Origin of the sequence: Acinetobacter sp. YH12043 (assembly GCF_013419915.1) — a bacterium.
Taxonomy (GTDB): Bacteria; Pseudomonadota; Gammaproteobacteria; order Pseudomonadales; family Moraxellaceae; genus Acinetobacter.
In genome coordinates, this window is record NZ_VOZD01000002.1 from 92,353 (window position 1) to 110,315 (window position 17,963).

The following is a 17,963-nucleotide window of genomic DNA, read 5'->3' on the forward strand; positions in this document are numbered from 1 at the left end:
ACTTAAGCCTCCTCGCCTTCACGCACAACCAGCTGGATTTGTGTCGGGTTATAGGCATTACATGGGTTATTCAATTGCGGACAGTTCGAGATCAGTACGATCAGATCCATTTCTGCCTTGATTTCCACATACTTGCCCGGTGCCGAAATACCATCATCAAATTTCAGGTGACCATCAGCCGTTACTGGCACATTCATAAAGAAGTTGATGTTTGGACCGATGTGACGCACGTTTAAGCCATGTTTTTTCGCTACCGGATGTTTTGCCAGTGCATACATAAAGTTGTTGCGGCAGCTGTGCATTGGGTATTTGTCATGTGCATAACGGACCGTGTTACTTTCACATGAACATGCACCACCTAAAGTGTCATGACGACCACAGTTATCATCATTGATCACGGCAATGGCACGGCCAAAGTTACTATATAAAGAGGTACCTTTTTCCAGATAAATCTGCTGGTTTATCGCTAAGGTATCGGTTGCGCTATAACGCTCTTCTGTATTTTCAGCCGAGATAAATAAGGTATCGACCGCCTGATTTCCTTCCAGATCGATGATGCGGAAATACTGGCCTTTCTTGACTTCGCACATCCATGCTTCACCAGCAGGACAGATTTCGCTAAGAACTGTTTTTTCGAATTGTTGTAGAGCTGTCATGGTCATTCTCCTGCCTTAAACGTTAGAAAGTGCGTAGTAACGTGCGTTGTTCTGGAATGCACGCTGGTTCTGTGGACAGGAGTCGCGACAGATATCGGTTTCGCCTAAGCTATTGGCTTTAAACAAAGATAACTGAATGTCAGCCGGCTGATATGCCGCACTGTTATCCAGACCATGCGGTGCAGCAGACAGGAACACCAGACAATCCATTTCAAAACGCAGTTCAATCACTTGATCAGTATTGTCTGAAGGCATATAAGACAATGCACCCGCATCATTCGGAGTGACTTTCGAGAACAGGTTGACGGTCGCACTCAGGTCAGTCTGACCGAGTGAGAATTTAGATAATTCAACTAACAGACCATCTAAACCGCTTTGGTACATGTCATTGCGGGCATCCTGGAAGCTACGGATGCCAAACTGTTTTTCAATCTGTTCAGGGCGGGATGGACCACAGAAGGTATCGTTCCAGCCAGCTTCATCTTTAACGATGGATGCCATTACACGACCCAGATCGGAATACAGCACATTTCCTGCTGTCAGGTATGCGGTATGCTGGCCTTTCAGGCTGTCTGGCATATTGTAACGTTCCAGTTTATCTTCAGCATTGACACAGAACAGGGATACGTTTGCATTGGCACCCAATGCCTTGAATTGCAGAACCGCACCTTTTTGAATGCGTCCGGACCAATGATGCCCTCCCGGCAGGATTTCAGTCCAAAGTGTTTGATTGTTATGGTACTTATTGTCTATTACGCCCATGTGCATGACCTCTCTAAGGTTTTTGTTCCTACCTCCCGGGCTTTTATCCCTCCGTGTAGCTCAAATCGAGCCGTGAACTCTCGGTCTCAGGCGCAGTTTTTTGAAAAAACTGCCGGAACCCTAGATCACTTTATGATGTGTAAATAAATGCAAATGACGTGCCAATTTAGTATTACGATTTTTATTATTAGTAATACTTAAAATGCTCAAAATAAGTTCATTTTACGAATTTATTGATAAATACAGTCTGGATGTGCACCCAAACTGGACTTTTTATCTCTATCCAAAAACGGGATAATGGCGGTGAAAGAGAATTGGGTGTGACATGTTTAAAGATAAAAAGCTGGTATGTTTTGACCTGGATGGGACCTTGATTGATTCAGTGGGAATCTGGAACCAAGTCGATGCTGCCCTGATTCAGGAATTGTCGGGGATCGAAGTCGGTCTGGATCAGATTCAGCAACAGCGTGACCTGCAACTGAAAGCCTTTAGACATATGCCCGATCCCTATCTGGAATATTGTGGCTATTTAAAAGACCTATATGGTTTCAAGCCAAGCAAGGAAGAGGTTAAAAATCGCCGTTATCATATTTCACGGCATTTTCTGGATCATGTGATTGAACTCAAACCGCAAGCTGAGCTGCTGATTCAAGCCCTAAAACAGCAAGGGATACAATTGGCACTCACGACTACCACCAGCTTGTTCAATGTGCAGCGTTATCAGGACAATAACCAGAAGATTAATCAGAAAATCAGTTTTGATGATGATTTTGCGATTATTTTGACTCGTGAAAATGTTGAGAATATCAAACCGCATCCAGAAGTGTATTTAAATGCGCTCCAGCATTTTGAAATTGAGGCTAAAGATTGCCTGATTGTTGAAGACTCTTTAATTGGGGTGGAAGCTGCCAACAATGCGGGAATTGATGTCGTTGCAATTTACGACCAGTATTCTGCGCATGAAATAGACCTGATCAAAGCCAAGGCAGATTATTTTGTAGAAGATTTTGCTGGTCTCATAAAATTGGTGAACTAAAAAAATGCCATGAATCCTCCCTGATCATGGCATTTTTCGTGTTATCTCTGAATTGATTAGATTAGAGCATTATTTGGCTTTTTTATAGACGGAGCCTGAACCGACCAGATTGCCAGTTTTTTCGTCAATTGCGAAATCAACGACACCTGTACCTGAATTAATCTGAAGCAGACCATTATCAGCGACTGAAGCTGGCATCGGATTTTTCTTGTCGGTTTTGCCGCTTTCTTTGTCTTTAATGGTATTGGTAATGAAATAGTTTTCACCATTTTTGGAAATCACCAGGATATTTTCCAATTTTGGATTTTCCAGTGTATTTTTCCAGTTCCCCTGATAATCTGGTGCTGGAGTTTCCGGGGTATTACACGCGGTTAACAGCAATAAAAGTGAGATGCCTGAAAAATATTTAAGATATTTCAAAACTGAGACCTTGAATGATAGAACGCGGCCATTATAAAAAGAACCTCCTTGAGGTAAACGCTTAGCTTGTAGGCGAAGCGTTTCAGCGGTAGTAAATCTGTCCCGCCTTCGTCATTTTTTGAAAATCATCTTCATATTTCATTCATAAATTCGTGTGAACTGACCACTTTTTAACAGATAAAAAAATCCTCAATAGACCATCCAAATCTATTGAGGAGTACCAAACTGGATAATAGAGAAACCTTAAAAAATTAATTTACAAGTTTGGATTTAAAGTAACGAAACACCGATTTAACTGCGTGAGTTTTTTCTGCAATTTGCTGATTCCATTCATTTGGCAGTGAGCATCTCGCCAGTCTGACCCATACAGTCGAGAACTGTTTCATAAAGCTGGCTTCGTTATAGTGAATCCCGTACTCAGCACATAAGGCTTTGATTTTTGGTGCTACTTCGGCATAACGGTTTGCTGGCATATCTGGGAACAGATGATGCTCAATCTGATGGCTTAAATTACCACTCAGAATATGCAACCAGTTCGCGCCACTGAAGTTGCTCGAACCACGGATCTGACGCAGATACCATTCCGCACGGGTTTCATTGTCGGTATTGTCCATTTCAAAGGTTTCTGCATCTTCAGTGAAATGTCCATTAAAGATCACCGCGGACGCCCATAGGCTACGAATCACATTGGCAACCGCATTCCCGGTAAATACTGGGATGGCATTTGGACCGGCAATCAGTGGGAAAAATACATAATCTTTCAGGACCTGACGGCGCATTTTTTTGCGTAAAGGCGCTGCTTCTTCCCAGACCTGTTTCCAGGTTTTGGTTTTATAGGCAATCACATCTTCCAGATGCAAACGCTGTACACCCACATACCATTCAAAGAACACCATCAACTGAATGGTTAAAGGAATATTCCAGATAAAACGTAGTTCCCACGACTGAGATTCACTGACACGGATCAGACCATAACCGACATCGTGATCCATACCGACAATATTGGTATACGTGTGGTGAATATAATTATGCGTGTATTTCCAGTCATCCCCAGTGGAAATAGTATCCCAATCATAAGTCGAACCATTCAGACTCGGATCATTCATCCAGTCGAACTGGCCGTGCATCACGTTATGGCCAAGTTCCATATTTTCCACGATTTTCGAGATACCCAATAAGCCTGTTCCCGCTAACCAGACCGGCGGCAACCAGCCTGCAAACATCAGCATGCCACGGGAAGCAATCTCGCTATAACGTACAAAATTACGGATTTTATAAATATATTCTGCGTCTTTTTCGCCCAAATCTTCCATTACTTCACGGCGGATAGCATCAACCTTGGCACCGAACTCTTCAACCTGTTCCGGGCTTAGAAATTGAGATTTACTGTGTTTTTTAAAATCAATTTGCATATTCATGGAAGCACCTTCTTATTCGTTTAGTAATGGTTGAAATAGCTTATAAATTAATCACCACAGGACTGACGGCCTGTGAAATACAAAGTTTGATTGGAGTATTGCTGCCGTGGTCGATCTCACCCGTCAGCATGTTTTTTACCGAACCGCTGACTTTGGTACATGAGCAAGTATTACAAATGCCCATACGGCAACCATGCGCTGGACGAAGACCCGCCTGCTCTGCACTTTCCAGCAGATTAGATTCTGCCTGGAATTCCTGCTGCGATCTTAAAAACTGTACAGGCTGAGCTTTCACTTTTTCATCCATCGCAATCTGGAAATATTCAGAATGGAAGCTGGATTTCACCGCCAGTTTATCGGCAATTTTGAGTGCAGTTTTCATCATTCCCGCTGAACCACAGGCATAGATTTCACGCTGTTCAAAGTCTGGTACCAGCTTGTTTAGCAATTGCTGGCTCAGATGCTGCTTATGCTCGACTGTATTAAAATGATGATATTTCAGATGAGGATGCATCAACGCCAAGGTTTTGATCTCGGCATGAAATGCATCATCACGGGTGAAATAGATCAGATCAATCGGATGCTGAAACTGCACGACTGCTTTTTGCAATAAGGAATAAATTGCAGTAATGCCACTGCCTGATGCCAGAAACAGAATCGGTTTAGGAGAGTTTAATAACGTAAATTCGCCCTGTGGCTGAGACAGCTCGACCACTGCACCCAGTTGCAATAAAGTTAAGGCGCGTGACACCTTACCTTGCTGCTTGACTGCAATAATCACATCACCATTTTTTAAAATGGTCACGATAGAATAATGACGTTGATGACGTACTCCATCCAGACGCAGAGTCACCGCGATATTTTGACCGGCCTGAAATGACCCGCGGTTAAAGTTATAATTTGGACGTAACTGGATTTTGAAAAAGTCTGGGCTAACCGCCTGAATATTCACGACCGATGCTTTGACTTTTTTGAGTGCCCAGGTTGGATGGATTTTTTCACCAACAAAATCAATGAAATCTTCACGAATCCAATGCGGCTTGTAGGTTGTCATACTTGTCATTTTTATCCCCTCTATTCCGCAGACAGCATTAATGTACAACTGTCTATTTATTATGTAGTCCAGAATAAAGAATTTTGAAGCTCACACCATGTCAATGTAGGTCAAATTATGTGCTTAGAAACCATAGTTGGACTTTTTGTAAGACAATCCTAGCCAGAAAGTGCTGTTAAAACTGTATGAACTGAATAAATTGCTTTTTTGGTCTGTATATTTTTAGCAAAAACATATAAAAAAACTGACCTCTATATAAGAGATCAGTTTCTGTTTTAAATATTCGGTGAGTTAAAAAGGCAAAATTTTACCTTTTAAAGAAATAGCTTAACCTACGGCCTGTTCCAGCAAGATAGAGCCATAAAGTTCACGCAGGTCTTTTTTCAGCATCTTGCCGGTTCCACTTAACGGAATAGAATCTACAAAGATCACGCGATCCGGAATTTGCCATTTAGCGACCTTGTCCGCATAGTAATCCAGCATTTCAGCTTCACTCACATGACTCTCTGGCTTTTTAATCGCAATCAGAACGGGACGCTCATCCCATTTAGGATGCTGTGCCGCAATCACGGCAGCCATGGCAATTTCAGGATGTCCCATCGCCATATTTTCAAGATCGACTGAAGAGATCCATTCACCGCCTGACTTGATCAGATCTTTGGAACGGTCACACAGCTTCATAAATCCATCTTCATTTAAGGTAGCAATATCTCCGGTATCAAACCAGCCATCTGCTGTGAGCGCAGATTCTTCTTTACCAAAATAATGATCAATGATCCAGTGCCCTTTAATTTGCAGATTACCTATGGTTTCACCGTCGCGGGCAATTTCCTGAGTTCCTTTTTCTTCATCGGTTAAGCGCAAATCAACGCCAAACGGTGGACGACCTTGAGACAAGCGAATCTGCATTTTTTCTTCATCCGCTAGATCAAGATGTTTGGTTTTTAGCTGATTGGCACTACCAAGTGGACTGGTTTCAGTCATCCCCCAAGCATGAATGGTTTCACAGTTAAACTGCTCTTTAAAGGTTTTCAGCATAGCCGGTGGACAGGCAGAACCACCGACCACATTCCGTTTCAGGCTTTCCAGTTTTGAACCACTTTGCTGGGCAGCCGCAATCAGCCCTTGCCAGATCGTTGGAACACCTAAAGCCACAGATACTTTATACGTATCAATCAGATTGACCAGACTGGCTCCATCCAGGCCCGGCCCCGGCAACACCAAAGTACAACCGACCATGGCAGCGGCATATGGAGTTCCCCAGGCATTGACATGGAACATTGGTACCACTGGCAGCATGATGTCACGCGCTGCCACATTCAGGGAATCCGGCATGATGATGGCGTAACTATGCAATACTGTTGAGCGATGGCTATATAAAACCCCTTTCGGATTTCCAGTCGTACCGGATGTATAACACAGTGAACTCGCTGTATTTTCATCCAGTTCAGGCCAGTCAAATTCTGCAGATTGCTGGGCAAGCAAATCGTCATAAAACTGAACTTCCGGAATGGCTTCACGAATCGACGAATCTTCAGCATCCAGACAGATATACTGTTCTACAGTTTTTAATAACGGTTTGACGGCTTTAATTAAAGGTGCAAAGGTTTTATCAAACAGCAGTATTCGATCGGCAGCATCATTGATAATAAATACCAGCTGTTCCGGAAATAACCGCGGGTTAATGGTATGGCAAATCAGCCCACTTCCCGAAATGGCATACCAAGATTCTAGATGTCGATGATTATTCCAGGCAATGGTTGCAACCCGGTCGCCGAGTGTCAGACCGAATTGCTGTAATACATTGGCAAAACGTTTCGAGTTTTCCCGGATTTCTCCCCAATTGGTCTTTTTAATGCTGGTATCAGTATTTTTAGAAATGATCTCGGTATCGGCATGATAACGACCGGCATGTTCAATCATGCTGCTGATCAGTAAGGGCTGGAACATCATATTTCCGAGCATGCTTCACTCCTTTATCCTTGTTGTTTGTCCATCTGCTATATCGTTGTTATTTCTGTATGATGCGCTGGCGAAAAGCCTGTATTCATTTTTATCATCAAACAGTCTGAATCTAGCAAGGAAATCTGACTTTGTGAGTGTCAAATTGTGACAAAGTCATAGAGTGGATGCAGAAAAAGTAGAAAATAAAACTGGTAATGTGTGGCATAAAAAAGCCCCAATTTAGATTGGGGCGATGATAGTGTTCAGGGAGAAGAGAATTTTAAAAGCCGCTCATCATAATTTTGTCTGCATTTACTACAAAGATAACGCCGAGGCAGAATAAACCGGCATAAAGTGCAAACCAGAGAATCATCTTCTTGAATGCTGCATCAGAAATACTGCTATCCGCATATTTTGGTGCTTTGTTGTCTTCTGAATTCATATGATCACCCATAGGTTGGTCTGGCGTTATGAGTTTTATTATCAGCAGACCTAAATCAGCTGTATAGATACAATATTCATTTAAAAAAATATAACAGTTAGCCACTTATTTTTTTGATTTGTTATATTTTAATAACTTATTCATAATATAATTCTGATTATATTAGTACAGTTTAGATTTTATTTTCTTATGTTCAAATCTGAAAAGCTAGCCCAAAATATTCGCCAGATGATTGAAAATGGCGCATGGAAGGCGCATGACAAATTACCTTCATTACGGGAACAAACTGAACTGTCCGGCTATAGCCTGATGACGGTGCTTAATGCCTATCAGGTGCTTGAATCGCAAGGATTGGTCTATGCCAAAGATAAATCTGGCTACTATATTGCGGAGCGACCTCAAACCTATAACAGCAAAGAACCCGCGGTACAGATTGGCTTAAACTCCAAAGTTAAAATTAACTCTGTGGTATTTAATTATTTAAAGTCACTGCAAACTCCAAATATTGCGCCTTTTGGTTCAGCTTTTCCAAATGCTGAACTGTTATATAACAGCCGGTTTATGCAGATTTTGGCGCAGCATAGCAAAAGAAAAAGCAGTTATAGCCATCAAAATCATATGCCACCGGGTAATCAGGAATTACGCCAACTGATTGCTAACCGCTATCAGTTACAAGGCATAAACTGCACTTCGGATGACATTGTCATTACTTCTGGTGCATTGGAAGCCCTTAATCTGTCTTTACAGGCTTTGACTCAACCTGGTGATTTTATTCTGCTCCAGCAAACCATTTTTTATGGTGCCTGGCAGGCGGCTGAACGTTTAGGTTTGCAGGTGATCACAATCCCTGAACATCCACAGTTTGGTTTTGACCTGGAATCATTTGAACAAGCCCTAAAACAGTACCCGATCAAAGTTTGCTGGCTGATGCTGAATGTGCATAATCCGATTGGCTTTACGGTAAATTCAGAGATCAAGCAAAGAATTGCGGAACTGTTGAATGAATATCAGGTATATCTGATTGAAGATGATGTCTATCAGGAACTCAATTACGGCGCTCATAAACCGGTTTCCGTGAAATATTTTGATCAGCATCAACGGGTATTGCACTGCTCTTCATTTTCCAAAACCTTGGGCATGGGTGCGCGGGTCGGCTGGGTTTTCGCTGGCCCATTTTCTGATGCAATCCAGCATTTACAGCTCATGAGTACTTTGACTGTTAGTCCGCTATTACAAAATGCACTGGTCGATTTTCTGTCCCATCATCATTATGAAAAGCATTTGCGCCATTTAAGACAGCAGCTGGAAAAGTATAAGCAAAAGTTTTATCAGGAACTCAAAGCGCGTTTAGATTCAGTCTGTGAAATTTATTATTATTCCAGTGGCTATTTTCTCTGGATCAAATTGCCCGAACAGCTGGATGGACAGGTTTTATATGAACAGCTGATTCAGCACAATATTGCTATTGCACCCGCTTTGCTGTTTAAACCGGAACATACCAGCCAGAATTATATTCGTTTGAATTGCTCATTTGACTGGACCTCTGAGATAGAAAACGCTGTCAATGTGCTGGCAGAGGTGATCCTGAATCATATAAAAAGCGTGGATTAATTCATCCACGCTTTAAGTCTCTTATGTAAAATCGCTAGAGCTTAGAAACTGTAAATTGCAACTGCATTCACTCGGTTATCTTCACCTTTTGTACTGCCATTTGGTGCAGCACCCAATGCTTCACGTTCACCATAAACATATTCCAGGCCAAAACTCAGCGGTTTTGTAGGGTTATAGAACACATTGGCCCAAGCCTGCCAAAGGTCTTTGTTCACTGCTGTTAGAGTCAGACCAGGAGCAGCAAGATAGCCATTATCTTGGTCGAAATTCATATAACCATAGCCTACTGTGCCACGCAATTTATCATTAAACTGCTGCGTTAGACCAACCGTAATCGAGTCAAATTCACTCTGTAGAAGATCACCATTAGGAGCTCGAACTACGCCAGGATTAGCGTAAGAGACAAAGCTGCTATCACCTTTGACATGATAATAATCTGCCTTAAGACTGGTGCCTGAAACAAACTCATATTTCGCACCTAAACCCACACCCCATGCAGTTTTTTCATCTTCATTCACACGTTTTTCATTCCCCATCGCACGCGCGCTGACAGAAAGATTATCTGCAAATTTGTGATTTAAGCGTGCAGTTAAGGCAGGTAAACGCTGTTTGATTCCAGTAATGGTCGCATCTTTCGGGTCTTCTACTGCAAGCACCAGATTGGTTGCCGGACTCAAATTACTGGTATGACGAATCTGAGGCGTCCGTTTAATTGAACCGCCAGCATAAACCAGCGCATCTACTGTTTCAGGTATATAGTCCGGAGTTGCAAAGTTTGACCAGGTTTGACCAATTAACCAGTCAGCATAGCTGATATAGGCATGGCGAATACGCAGGTTGTCAAAACCAGCTCCACCCAGGAAATCGACCTCAATCTTACCGCTTAAGGCATTATCCCCAGCACCCACGGGCGCTTTAAAATCCATCCCTAAACGGGTGGCTGAAAGCGTGGATTTAAACTCATCACTGCGTTCACCTGTGCCTTCAAGAGGTACGGCATTAATCTGGTTATACATACGTGTCGCTGCACCGCCCTCAGCCTGATAAGAGGCATCAGCACGGATATTACCGTATAGATTAAACTCGGCCCCACTGGCAATTTTCATCACAGGTTTGCTCGCAGGGGCTACTGCTGTATTTGCAGGTGCCGGCGTTGTCGCTACAGGTGCAGTCACAGCAGCTGTCTGAGTCTGCTGCTGTTCAATCAAGGCGCGTAGAGCTTGAACCTCCTGACGCAACTGCTCAATTTCCTGCTGATTGGACTGAGCTGGAGTTTGTGCCTGGGTAGACAAGCTAAGGCCCCCTAAACTCATTGCCATCATGCTCATCAGAACCGTGCGTTTTAATGTGATTGTTTGATTATTAAATAATTGTTTCGTGTTCATCCTAAACTCACTTTTTTATTATGCGTCTCGATTCTAGCAACAGATCACCACCGCTTACGATGGCGATCTCTATCATTAGAAGTGTTTTCTTTATTAATTGATATTTAATCCATTAACTTGCTTTTTCAGCGAGAGAATCAGTGCGAATCTCAGGTGTAGCAAGGGCTTGACCTTCTACAGACATCTTTAAGTTCACCAGGAAAATTGCCAGCGCAGCAATCAAACCGGGAATCGCAATTGCAAAGAAGTTCATTTGATGCGGTAAATTCATGGTGAGTAAAGCACCTGTCAATACCGGTCCAACGATCGCACCGATACGTCCAATTCCGGAAGCCCAACCCATGCCAGTGGAACGCACCGTTGATGGATAATATTGCGCCACGAAGGTGTAGAGCAGGATTTGAGAACCAATGGTTGCTGCACCGGCCACAGCAATCAAGCTGTAAAGCACGAATTGCGGACTGTTATAACCGAGCAGGATTAAAGAAGCTGCCCCGCAAAGAAACATGATGGTCAGCACTTTTTTGATATGGAAACGGTCTGCCAGATAACCCCCACCAATAGCCCCGATCATGCCACCAATATTCAGGGCAAACAGGAAGATCATGCTGGCACCCAGTGAATATCCGGCTTGAATCATGAGTTTTGGTAACCAGCTACCCAGTGCGTAGACCATTAATAGACACATGAAAAATGCCAGCCAGAACATAAAGGTACTAAATGTGCGGCCTTGCTGAAATAATGCTTTTAAAGGTGCTTCATCGCCTTTTTGTACTTCATTCAGGACGAACTGGGTGTCAGATCCAATTACCTGGGTTGGCGAGATTTTCTGGATAATATTTTGCGCTTCAGCCGTTTGCTGCTTATTGGTCAGATACATCAGGGATTCTGGTAAATATTTCCAGAGTATCGGCAGGAACAGTAAAGGAGTACCCGCAAGCAAGAACATGATTTTCCAGCCGAACTGTGGTACCAGCCATGCGCCAAGCAAAGCAGATGTCATGCCTCCGATGGCATAGCCACTAAACATCAAGGCAACTAATGTACTGCGAATCCTTTTTGGTGCGTATTCCGTCATCAGGGCAACAACGTTTGGCATCACGCCCCCAATTCCGAGTCCGGCAAGAAAGCGTAAAATTCCGAATTCGACAGGTGATGTTGCAAAGGCACCGATAAACGTAAAACCACTAAAGATCGCGACACAGATCATGATGGTTTTTTTACGTCCCAGTTTATCGGACAAAGTGCCGAAACTCATCGCTCCAAACATCATACCGAACAAGGCGGTGCTGGCTAACATGCCTGCCTGTACTGCACTGAGTGCCCATTCCTGCATCAGTAGCGGTAAAGCCACGCCGTAAATTACCAGGTCATAACCGTCAAAAATAATGATCAGCAAACACCAGATCAGGACGCCCCAATGAAATGGCGTGAACTTTGCTTCATCAATCAGCGTATTTATATTCACTTTATTTGTAGACATCTCCACCTCCTAATTGTGAAGTTCAATTTATGAGATTCACAATGCAGAAGATGTGCATAAATGTCCAAAACTGAATAGGCATGCTTCTATACCTATAAAGTCTGCCTTAAAGAAAAGGCTTTATTTACTATGCCTTAATGATATTCATCCAAAAAATGAAACCTTCATTCAATATTAAAATATGGATTCGCTTTATTCCCTATAAGATCCAGACAGGTATTGATCTGAATTAAAATACAGCACGATCATATTTAATCGCTTCAAGATCATAGACCTGATAGACCGCATCAAACAGATATCGAATATATTCACTTTCATCCATATTACGAATAGCCATAAAAACTGGACTGACCGCAAATTCATCTAATAAAGGGATAAAGTTTAAATGTGCCAGACGAATATTCTGGGCACTTTCCGGCACAATACAGACGCCCTCTCCGGCAGCCACAAAACCAAGCGCCAGTTGCAATTCACTGACTGCACGGATATTTTTCGGTTCCAGCCCATACTCGGAAAATATACCGCGCACCTGGGTAGAAAAATTAGCCTTACCATTATTCGGGTATAAAAAGAGTGGCTGATCCACCAGTTCAGTCAGGTTCACGCCATCTCGTTGCGAGAGAAAATGGCTGGAATGTGCCGCGACCATCAGCCGTTCTTCACGCAGCAACACCCGTTTCACTGCCGGATCTGAAATCCTTAAACGTCCAAAACCGACATCAATCCGCCCTTCTTTAAGTGCCTGAATCTGCTCTGAAGTATTCATTTCAACCATCTCAATTTTGAGCTGGGGATGTTGCTGCTTAAATAGAAACACAATACGCGATAGCAAACCGAACAATAACGAGCCAACAAAACCAATGCTAATGGTGCGATCCGCGATACCAATCCGCTTGGTCATCGATTTGATTTCTTCCGCATTAGACAAAAGTTTAACCGCATGTTGATAGAAGAATTGACCTGCTTCTGTGGTCTTAAGCGGTCGGCTACCTCTTTCAAAGAGCTGAATATCCAGTTCCTGTTCCAGATTTTGTATCTGTCTGCTTAAAGGTGGTTGAGCAATAAACAGTTTTTCTGCCGCCTTGGTAAAACTTTGTTCTTCGACGACTGCGACGAAGTAACGCAAATGCCTGAGTTCCATATTATTGCATACCTTTAAAGTATAAAAAAATGCTAAATCGATCTTAGACCAATCAAAATTATTCTTTTAAGGTATATCAAGTCAAAACATTAAAGCAAGAATGTGAAGCGTAATTATGTATAAGTCAGTTGAAACCTTGCTGGTTCAAATACCGACGATCCGTCCTCACAAGATGGCTGTCGCAACCATGCAAACCCAGACACTGGTCCTGGTCAAAATCACCACCGAAGACGGCTATGTGGGTTGGGGCGAAGCCACCACTATTGGCGGTTTAGGCTACGGTGAAGAAAGCCCAGAAAGTGTCAAAGTGAATATTGAGACTTACTTTGCACCGCTTCTGAAAACATTATCAGGTTTGAATGTTGCACAGACATTACAAGCCATCAAAAAGAATATTAATGGTAACCGTTTTGCCAAGTGTGCCATTCAAACTGCGCTACTGGATATTCAGGCACAACGTTTGAACCAGCCACTGAGTGAAATTCTAGGTGGACGTTTACGTGACAGCGTACCAGTGCTGTGGGTCCTGGCATCTGGCAATACCGAGAAAGACATTGCTGAAGCCCAGAAAATGATTGCGGCCAAACGCCACAATATTTTCAAACTGAAAATTGGTTCTCGTCCAGTGGAACAGGATGTTGAACACGTGCTTGCCATTAAACAGGCATTAGGCAAAGACATTTCGATCCGTGTTGATGTGAACCGTGCCTGGACAGAGCTAGACGCGATTAAAGGCATTCAGTTACTCCAGGACGGCGGCATTGACCTGATTGAACAGCCATGTGCCATTGATAATCTGGATGCAATGCGACGTCTGACCCAGCGTTTTGATATCGCCATCATGGCGGATGAATCCTTGATGGGTCCGCAGTCTGCCTATCAGATCGCACGTCAGCATGGCTCATCAGTTTTTGCAGTCAAAGTGGCGCAATCTGGTGGCCTGATTGAAGGTTGTGAAGTTGCAAAAGTGGCACAGCTGGCAGGTATCGATCTGTATGGCGGCACCATGCTTGAAGGTCCGGTGGGCACGATCGCCTCTGCCCATGCCTTCTCGACTTTTGAAAGTCTCGCTTATGGCACCGAACTGTTTGGTCCACTGCTGTTAACTGATGAAATTTTAAGAACCCCACTCCAGTATCAAAACTTTGAACTTGAGATTCCGAAAGGACCAGGTCTGGGTATTGAGTTGGATGAAAACAAAATTGACAACTTGCGTCGTCAATAATTCCAGGAGAACCCCATGCTTTTCCAAGTACGAATGGACGTCAATATTCCAAAAGATATGCCGGTTGAACAGACCAATGAAATTAAGGCAGTTGAAAAAGCCTATTCACAGGATCTGCAACGTCAAGGTAAGTGGCGTCATATCTGGCGCATCACCGGACAGTATTCAAACATCAGTATTTTTGATGTTGAAAGCAATGAAGAGTTGCACAACCTGCTACAAGGCTTGCCGCTCTACCCGTATATGAACATCAAAGTTATGGCATTGAACCGCCATCCATCATCGATTCGGGATGATGACAAGTAATGAATAAATTCGGGAATGGAAATGAAAGAGTTTTCTTCCCCCCTTACACCTGAGGGTAATCCAAAAGGACTTGTGGCCAGCAAGATTTAGCCAGCCAAACGAATGCTAAACATGCGCCACTAAAATATGAAAGACATACTTTAGGAGCAATAGTATGAACCGCCAAGAAATTGATGCACTGGTTAAAAAAATGAATGTCGATACAGCGACAGGACCAGTTGATGAGCGTGTACAACAAGTTGTTGTACGTTTATTAGGTGATCTTTTCCAGGCTATTGAAGATCTTGATATTTCTCAGACTGAACTCTGGAAAGGTCTGGAATACTTTACTGATGCAGGTCAAGCCAATGAATTAGGCTTACTGGCTGCAGGTCTGGGTCTGGAACATTACTTAGACTTACGCGCGGATGAAGCAGATGCCAAAGCAGGCATTACTGGCGGTACACCACGTACCATCGAAGGCCCGCTGTATGTTGCAGGTGCTCCTGAGTCAGTTGGTTTTGCGCGTATGGATGACGGTTCTGAAGAGGGCAAAATTCCAACCCTGATTATTGAAGGCACAGTGACCGATACTGACGGCAACATCATTGAAGGTGCAAAAGTTGAAGTCTGGCATGCCAACAGCCTGGGCAACTACTCTTTCTTTGACAAGTCGCAATCTGACTTTAACCTACGCCGTTCTATCTTTACCGATCAAGACGGTAAATATGTTGCCCTGACTACCATGCCGGTCGGTTATGGCTGTCCACCTGAAGGTACTACCCAGTTCGTACTGGACAAATTAGGTCGTCACGGTAACCGCCCATCTCATGTGCATTACTTCGTATCTGCACCGGGTTACCGAAAGTTAACCACACAGTTCAATATCGAAGGCGATCAATACCTGTGGGATGACTTTGCCTTCGCCACACGTGATGGTCTGGTCGCAACCGCTGTTGATGTGACCGATGAAGCTGAAATCGCACGCCGTGGTTTAAATGGTCCATTCAAACATATCCAGTTCAATATTGAACTGGTGAAAGACCAGGCTGCAGCGCCAAGCACTGAAGTAGAACGTCGTCGCGCAAGCGCTTAATTCAAAATGGAATCGGGATGTCAGTCTGAGCAACATCCCGATGACTTCCCCTCCTTGGAAAGTCGGAGACTGGACATGCCTCGTATTCCTGTAATTAACACCAGCCATTTAGACCGTATTGATGAATTACTGGTCGATGATTTTGAATCTGGTGAATTTAAACTGCACCGTTCCGTATTTACTGATCAAGCCCTGTTTGATCTGGAAATGAAATACATCTTTGAAGGAAACTGGGTTTATCTGGCCCATGAGAGCCAGATTCCCAATAACAACGATTACTACACAACCCATATTGGCCGTCAGCCAATCATCATTGCACGTAACCGCAATGGCGAACTGAATGCCATGATCAATGCCTGCTCTCACCGCGGTGCACAACTGTGCCGTTATAAGCGTGGCAATAAAGCAACCTATACCTGCCCATTCCATGGCTGGACATTCAATAACTCGGGCAAGCTGTTAAAAGTGAAAGATCCGGCTGATGCAGGCTATTCAGATTGCTTTAACCAGGACGGTTCTCATGACCTGAAAAAAGTAGCCCGTTTTGAAAATTACAAAGGCTTCTTGTTTGGCAGCCTGAATCCGGATGTTCCTTCTCTGGAAGAATACCTGGGTGAAGCCACCAAGATCATCGACATGATCGTGGGTCAGTCTGAGCAAGGTCTGGAAGTTTTACGCGGTTCGTCGACTTATACCTATGAAGGTAACTGGAAGCTGACTGCAGAAAACGGTGCCGATGGTTATCACGTCTCTGCCGTGCACTGGAACTATGCTGCAACGACTCAGCAACGTAAGGAAAAAGAAGCTGGCGATAATATTCGTGCCATGAGCGCAGGTTCATGGGGCAAACAAGGCGGTGGTTCTTACGGCTTTGAACATGGTCACATGCTGCTTTGGACACAATGGGCCAACCCGGAAGACCGTCCAAACTTTGCCAAGAAAGATGAATATACCGAACGGTATGGTGAAGCCATGGCGAAATGGATGATCGAACGTTCACGTAACCTGTGTATCTATCCAAACGTTTACTTCATGGATCAGTTCGGCTCACAAATCCGTGTTCTGCGTCCAATCTCTGTCGATAAGACTGAAGTGACGATTTACTGTATCGGTCCTGTCGGTGAAGAGCCGGAAGCACGCACTCGCCGTATCCGTCAGTATGAAGATTTCTTTAATGCTTCTGGTATGGCTACCCCAGACGATCTGGAAGAATTCCGTGCCTGTCAGGCTGGTTATGCCGGGATCGCACTGGAATGGAACGACATGTGTCGCGGGTCTAAGCACTGGATTCAAGGGCCAGATGATGCAGCCAATGAAATTGGCCTGAAACCAAAACTGTCTGGTATTAAAACAGAAGATGAAGGCCTGTACCTGGCTCAGCACCAGTACTGGTTAGAGCTGATCAAAAAAGGCATTGCGACTGAAAAAGAAATTGCTGCAAGCACTGAAGGAGAAACCGCATGAGCGACATCACTTTAGAAAATATTGCACAGTTCCTGTATCAGGAAGCCCGCTTTTTAGATGATGAGCAATGGGATGACTGGTTACAGTGCTACGCCCCTACTGCTTCTTTCTGGATGCCTGCTTGGGATGATGATGACCGTCTGACTGAAGATCCACAGTCTGAAATCTCACTGATTTACTACCCAGACCGTCAGGGTCTTGAAGACCGTGTGTTCCGGATCAAGACAGAACGTTCATCTGCCACCATGCCGGATACCCGTACCAGCCACAACATCTGCAATATTGAAATTGTGGAACGTGATGGCGACAAGGTCACTGTACGTTTTAACTGGAATACCCTGAGTTTCCGCTACAAAACCAGTTACAGCTACTTCGGTATGTCTCGTTATGTAATCGATTTTTCAGGCGAAAAACCACAGATTTTAAGCAAATACGTGGTACTGAAAAACGATTACATCAACCAGGTTATCGACATTTATCACCTCTAAGACTGTCTCGACAGCAAGGTCAAACCTTTCAGCCGGGGAAATATGGCTGAAAG

General features: G+C 43.8%; 17 protein-coding genes and 1 riboswitch. Of the genes, 7 read left to right on the plus strand and 10 right to left on the minus strand.

The genetic code is table 11. The features are described from left to right. Positions 1 to 2 precede the first annotated feature (2 nt). Both FTU01_RS01460 and FTU01_RS01465 read right to left on the minus strand, forming a co-directional pair. Positions 3 to 656 carry an urea amidolyase associated protein UAAP2 gene (locus FTU01_RS01460; RefSeq protein ID WP_180104935.1) on the minus strand — a complete coding sequence of 218 codons (654 nt, stop codon included), beginning with the start codon at positions 654 to 656 and terminating at the stop codon, positions 3 to 5. Positions 657 to 671: 15 nt separating this feature from the next. After that, positions 672 to 1,418, minus strand: coding sequence for an urea amidolyase associated protein UAAP1 (locus FTU01_RS01465; RefSeq protein ID WP_180137901.1), 747 nt, complete (start codon positions 1,416 to 1,418; stop codon positions 672 to 674). A 30-nt stretch (positions 1,419 to 1,448) separates the two neighbouring features. Further along, positions 1,449 to 1,553, minus strand: a riboswitch (guanidine-I (ykkC/yxkD leader). 190 nt (positions 1,554 to 1,743) lie between these two features. Here FTU01_RS01465 and FTU01_RS01470 point away from each other — a divergent pair. Continuing rightward, complete coding sequence (locus FTU01_RS01470; RefSeq protein WP_180053247.1) at positions 1,744 to 2,454, plus strand: HAD family phosphatase; 711 nt, start codon at positions 1,744 to 1,746, stop codon at positions 2,452 to 2,454. A gap of 69 nt (positions 2,455 to 2,523) precedes the next feature. Here FTU01_RS01470 and FTU01_RS01475 read toward each other — a convergent pair whose 3' ends face one another. The 5 genes from FTU01_RS01475 to FTU01_RS01495 all read right to left on the minus strand — a co-directional run bounded on the left by FTU01_RS01475 (position 2,524) and on the right by FTU01_RS01495 (position 7,732). Then, on the minus strand, positions 2,524 to 2,874 hold the full coding sequence (locus tag FTU01_RS01475; protein ID WP_159122938.1) for a hypothetical protein: 351 nt from the start codon (positions 2,872 to 2,874) through the stop codon (positions 2,524 to 2,526). A 251-nt stretch (positions 2,875 to 3,125) separates the two neighbouring features. After that, a complete protein-coding gene (locus FTU01_RS01480; protein WP_180137903.1) occupies positions 3,126 to 4,292 on the minus strand; it encodes an acyl-CoA desaturase in 1,167 nt (388 codons plus the stop codon). Between the two features lie 40 nt (positions 4,293 to 4,332). After that, positions 4,333 to 5,355: a flavin reductase family protein gene (locus FTU01_RS01485; RefSeq protein WP_180002026.1), complete on the minus strand. Its 1,023-nt coding sequence runs from the start codon at positions 5,353 to 5,355 to the stop codon at positions 4,333 to 4,335. A gap of 318 nt (positions 5,356 to 5,673) precedes the next feature. Next, complete coding sequence (locus FTU01_RS01490; protein ID WP_180137905.1) at positions 5,674 to 7,311, minus strand: long-chain-fatty-acid--CoA ligase; 1,638 nt, start codon at positions 7,309 to 7,311, stop codon at positions 5,674 to 5,676. Between the two features lie 259 nt (positions 7,312 to 7,570). After that, complete coding sequence (locus FTU01_RS01495; RefSeq protein WP_162835335.1) at positions 7,571 to 7,732, minus strand: hypothetical protein; 162 nt, start codon at positions 7,730 to 7,732, stop codon at positions 7,571 to 7,573. Between the two features lie 189 nt (positions 7,733 to 7,921). On the opposite strand from FTU01_RS01495, the gene FTU01_RS01500 reads away from it, so the two are divergent. Next, positions 7,922 to 9,343 (plus strand): PLP-dependent aminotransferase family protein, encoded by a 1,422-nt coding sequence (locus FTU01_RS01500; protein ID WP_180137906.1) that lies wholly within the window; start codon positions 7,922 to 7,924, stop codon positions 9,341 to 9,343. A gap of 41 nt (positions 9,344 to 9,384) precedes the next feature. On the opposite strand, the gene FTU01_RS01505 is transcribed toward FTU01_RS01500, so the two are convergent. The 3 genes from FTU01_RS01505 to FTU01_RS01515 all read right to left on the minus strand — a co-directional run bounded on the left by FTU01_RS01505 (position 9,385) and on the right by FTU01_RS01515 (position 13,352). After that, positions 9,385 to 10,728 (minus strand): DcaP family trimeric outer membrane transporter, encoded by a 1,344-nt coding sequence (locus tag FTU01_RS01505; protein ID WP_180137908.1) that lies wholly within the window; start codon positions 10,726 to 10,728, stop codon positions 9,385 to 9,387. A gap of 112 nt (positions 10,729 to 10,840) precedes the next feature. After that, on the minus strand, positions 10,841 to 12,211 hold the full coding sequence (locus FTU01_RS01510) for an MFS transporter (RefSeq protein WP_180137910.1): 1,371 nt from the start codon (positions 12,209 to 12,211) through the stop codon (positions 10,841 to 10,843). 229 nt (positions 12,212 to 12,440) lie between these two features. Beyond that, entirely contained in the window at positions 12,441 to 13,352 is a 912-nt protein-coding gene (locus FTU01_RS01515; RefSeq protein ID WP_180137912.1) for a LysR family transcriptional regulator, read from the minus strand. Positions 13,353 to 13,467: 115 nt separating this feature from the next. Here FTU01_RS01515 and FTU01_RS01520 point away from each other — a divergent pair, with 115 nt between their 5' ends. The 5 genes from FTU01_RS01520 (at position 13,468) to benB (ending at position 17,910) form a co-directional block, all read left to right on the plus strand. Beyond that, the gene (locus tag FTU01_RS01520) at positions 13,468 to 14,577 is read left to right on the plus strand and encodes a muconate/chloromuconate family cycloisomerase (protein ID WP_180015425.1); all 1,110 of its coding nucleotides are present in this window, start codon (positions 13,468 to 13,470) and stop codon (positions 14,575 to 14,577) included. A gap of 15 nt (positions 14,578 to 14,592) precedes the next feature. Beyond that, positions 14,593 to 14,883: a muconolactone Delta-isomerase gene (gene catC, locus FTU01_RS01525; protein WP_166138511.1), complete on the plus strand. Its 291-nt coding sequence runs from the start codon at positions 14,593 to 14,595 to the stop codon at positions 14,881 to 14,883. Positions 14,884 to 15,037: 154 nt separating this feature from the next. Beyond that, complete coding sequence (gene catA, locus FTU01_RS01530) at positions 15,038 to 15,958, plus strand: catechol 1,2-dioxygenase (protein WP_104426110.1); 921 nt, start codon at positions 15,038 to 15,040, stop codon at positions 15,956 to 15,958. Between the two features lie 75 nt (positions 15,959 to 16,033). Next, complete coding sequence (benA, locus tag FTU01_RS01535; protein ID WP_104426109.1) at positions 16,034 to 17,422, plus strand: benzoate 1,2-dioxygenase large subunit; 1,389 nt, start codon at positions 16,034 to 16,036, stop codon at positions 17,420 to 17,422. Further along, positions 17,419 to 17,910, plus strand: coding sequence for a benzoate 1,2-dioxygenase small subunit (gene benB / locus FTU01_RS01540; RefSeq protein ID WP_004785632.1), 492 nt, complete (start codon positions 17,419 to 17,421; stop codon positions 17,908 to 17,910). Before benA ends, benB begins: the two co-directional genes overlap by 4 nt. Positions 17,911 to 17,963 lie beyond the last annotated feature (53 nt).